This window comes from Mycobacterium sp. (assembly GCF_035314905.1).
GTDB lineage: Bacteria > Actinomycetota > Actinomycetes > Mycobacteriales > Mycobacteriaceae > Mycobacterium.
Genome location: NZ_DATFYW010000122.1, coordinates 1 through 3,763, shown reverse-complemented (window position 1 = coordinate 3,763; position 3,763 = coordinate 1). Strand labels below are relative to the sequence as shown.

Sequence of the window (3,763 nt, the reverse complement as noted above, 5' to 3'; positions counted from 1 at the left end):
GACCACCACGGGGCACCGCGAGTGGGACACGACATGGTGGCTGACGGAGCCGAGTATCGCCCCAACGAATCCGCCGTGTCCGTGAGAGCCGACCACCAGTGTGTCGCATCCAGTAACGCTCTCGAGCAGCACCTGGGCGGCGTGTCCTTCCACCGTCTCCTGCGTGATTCGGACCGGATCCGTCGCGCTCTCCGGGTCGGATTCTGTGGCCTTGCTGACGGCGGCGTCCAGCAGCTTTTCCACCGAAGCAACTGCGTCAGCGAACTCGTGTGGAGGCCCGCCGTCGTCCGGCACATAGCCCAACGGGAACATGCTGCCCAGCCCGGGGTCGACCCAATTTGGACGGTACTGCCATGCAAGGACCGCGTGGACGGGGATCTTGCGGGCCCGTGCCTCCCCGAGCGCCCACAGTAGGGCGTTCAACGATCCCTGCGACGCGTCGACACCGACCACGATCCGCCCGCTCTGCTGCGGTCGATCGGCAGAGGCGAGCGGCTCCGAGGAGAATCGTCCAGTACTGGCCATAGCGTCATTATGCGTGCGGCCGCCTACGGCGTCGGAGCAGATGGTGCCGAGCCGATACCAACAACCCTGGGAGGGTTCCACATTCAACCCTGGCCAGGGGTCCGTTTCAGCCGCCGTTGACACGCGCTCAGTTGGCGTGCCGATATTCCTGCTGTCTGGGCATCCTGCCGGTGGGAGGACTGTCAGCTTGGCCGGTTAGGCAGCGAATGGATCGCCGAAATAGGGATTCCTGTCCGAGGCAACCGTGCAGATGGTCACGGTCCGCCATCTTGGCGTGTTCTTGCCGCGCTCGTCGGTGCCGGTGCCTTGCGATGCCAGTCTGTGGCGGACTCATACGCCTGGCCCATCCGCAGCACCAGCGTGTCCGCGTGCCGGGGCCCCACGATTTGCAGCCCGATCGGCAGACCTGCCGAGGTCGACCCGCAGGGCACGCTCAGCGCCGGCTGCTGGGTCAGGTTGAACGGATAGGTGTAGGGCGTCCAGCTGGTCCAGTCCGGCGACGTCCAGCCGTCGGGCACGTCCTGCCCGGCGGCGAACGCGGGCAGCGGCAGGGTCGGGGTGACCAGCACGTCGTAGGTCTGGTGGAACTGTCCCATCAGCTGACCCAGCCGCATCCGCACGGCGACCGCGTCGAGATAATCCGACGCCGAATACGTCGAACCCACGGCCGCGGTGCGGCGCAGACCGGGATCGACCCGGTCGTCGACGGTGTCCCCGTACGGCTCCAGCGCCTTGGCCTCGCCGGAGAACCACAGCACATGGAAGGCCTGCACCGGGTCGGCGAAGCCGGGATCGACCTCGTCGACCCGCGCCCCGGCGTCGGCGAGAACGCTCACCGCAGCACGCACCGCGGCGTCCACCTCCGGGTCGTTTCGGACAAAGCCGAGGGTGGGAGAGAACGCGACCCGCAGCCCGCAGACACCGTCGTGCAGTCCCGTCAGGAAGGACGCGGTCGGTCTCGGCTGCGCCGACCAGTCGCGGGCGTCGAAGCCCTTGATCACGTCCAGCAGGGCCGCGGCGTCCCGCACGGTCCTAGTCATCGGGCCGATGTGCGACAGCGTTCCGAACGGGCTCGGTGGGTACAGCGGTACCAGCCCATAGGTCGGCTTGAGCGCGACGGTGCCGGTGAAGCCCGCGGGAATCCGCACCGAACCGCCACCGTCGGTGCCGACCGACCACACCCCCATGCCGAGGCACACCGCCGCCGCGCTGCCGCCGCTCGACCCGCCGGCAGTGGTGGCTAAATTCCAGGGATTGCCGGTCACCCCGTAACGGGGTGAGTCGGTCACCCCCTTCCAGGAGTATTCCGGAGTGGTGGTCTTGCCCAGCAGGACCGCACCCGTTTCCCGCAGCCGCGCGACACTGGGCGCGTCCTCGTCCCAAGGACCGGCCTCGTCGATGAGCCAGCTGCCGCGCAATGTCGGCCAGCCCCGAGTCCACAGGGCGTCCTTGATCGACGTCGGCACCCCGTCAGCGGGCCCCAGCGGCCGTGCCGCGTGCCACCTCGCCTCCGACGCCCTGGCGGCGGCCATCGCACCGTCGGCGTCCACCAGCACGAACGCGTTCACCATGGGGTCGTAGCGGTCGATGGCCGCCAGCGCGGCGCGGGTGGCCTCCACAGGAGAGATCGTCTTTCGCCGGTAGCCCTCGACCAGCTCGACCGCCCGCGGGATCATCGCGCCGCGCCGGGCATCTGCCATGACCCGACGTGGACCTGCGCCACGCCTAACGCATCCTGGGCAGTCGCCGCCCGCACCTTCGTCACCCATTCAGTATCGAGGCAGAACGAAGCCGGTCAGCACCGTTGTCCCTAGCTCCCCTGTCAAGCGACGGCCGATGGTGATTGGTTTTGGTCGGCGAGCATGGCGCGGAAGACGACGTCGCAGAGTCGGCGTTTGAGGACCTTAGTGCTTCCATCCCGCCGTCGCCGTCGAGTTTGCGTCGCTGCAGGAGTTCACGGGCGGGTGAGCCGGGAGCCGTTGCCTGGCTAACCGATCTACTAAGCGTCCTCGAGCCGGAAGCCGACCTTTAGCGTCACCTGGAAGTGTGCGACGGGCCCGTCCTCCAGGTGGCCGCGAACGGACTGCACCTCGAACCAGTCGAGTCCGCGTGTCGTCTCTGCCGCTCGGGCCAGCCCGTTGCGGATAGCCGCGTCGATGCCATCGGGTGATGTACCGACTATTTCGATCACCCGGTACGTGTGGTTGGTCATGGCGTCCTTTCTGCGATCGGCGGGTGAAGGATAGTCCAGGGACGCTGTGCGACGACGCATTTTTCTCGGTGGGTGCTCCCGGAACGGCCGGTTTCGTCAAACGGGTTCCAACTGAGGTGTGCGGTGGCCGCTACGACTACCGAAAGTGCCTGACGCACACAACCAATCCTGACCACCCGGTTCCCCGCGCGCCGTCTGCGACGAATGTGCCGCCCCTGCGGATAGCCGACCGGTATGCGGCGGGGAGACCTCGACCCAACATGAGCCCGGGCGATTGACCTGTTTCGCTTCCCGTCTCCTGCCTGAATATGGAAACGGCGGCGGGACGACGAAGCGGCTCGTACCAACAGGTGCGCGCACGAGCGCCTCCCAAGTGGAGGCTCGGCCAGTTCGTCCCGTTGATCGGTCCTGCGGATCGTATGGCGCTGAACGGGTTATGCAGCCTCCGCGCGGGCCTGCAGCGTTTCCGCCGACGTGTACTTCGGCTTCCAGCCCAACTGCGACTTCGCCTTGCTGGTGTCCATCACAACCGACGCCCGCGCGACGTGCAGCCACTCCAGGCCCGACGGGACGAACGGCATGTGCGCGATGACCGTCAACGCGGCGGTCGCCGCGACGCCCGGAACCCGCACTGGGTGCCCGCCCAGCGCGGTGACGACTTCCGAGATGCTGACCTCGCCGTCACCGGCGATGTTGTACGCGCCCGGCGGAGCATCGGTGGTCGCGGCTAATGCGATCGCGGCGGCGACGTCGTCATGGTGCACCAGCTGCAGCGGAAATCCCGGGTCGGGGATGGGCATCTTGAGCAGGGGAACCGCGCGGGTGGCCGACTGCACCACACCCGGCAGCTGCCGCCACGGCATCGCGTCGGCCAGCGTCGGCGCTTTCGGCCCAGCGACGATGCACGGTCGCAGCACGAACACCTCCAGCGACGACCTGCGGGTTATTTCTGCGAGGGCGGCTTCACAGGCGGCTTTCTGTTCGGAGTAGTAGTGCTCAGGCGAGCCGCGTGGGGGCACGTCTTCT

At 67.7% G+C, this 3,763-nt stretch carries 4 protein-coding genes; all 4 read right to left on the bottom strand.

Annotated elements, in window-relative coordinates; translation table 11 throughout:
• Nucleotides 1–525 (bottom strand): universal stress protein (locus tag VKG81_RS10260; protein WP_324395812.1); only part of this gene is annotated, 525 nt, incomplete at its 3' end.
• 254 nt (nt 526–779) lie between these two features.
• Nucleotides 780–2,225: an amidase gene (locus VKG81_RS10255; protein ID WP_324395811.1), complete on the bottom strand. Its 1,446-nt coding sequence runs from the start codon at nt 2,223–2,225 to the stop codon at nt 780–782.
• 299 nt (nt 2,226–2,524) lie between these two features.
• The gene (locus VKG81_RS10250; protein ID WP_324395810.1) at nt 2,525–2,737 is read right to left on the bottom strand and encodes a dodecin; all 213 of its coding nucleotides are present in this window, start codon (nt 2,735–2,737) and stop codon (nt 2,525–2,527) included.
• A 434-nt stretch (nt 2,738–3,171) separates the two neighbouring features.
• On the bottom strand, nt 3,172–3,763 hold a 592-nt coding region (locus tag VKG81_RS10245; protein WP_324395809.1), incomplete at its 5' end, for an NAD-dependent epimerase/dehydratase family protein.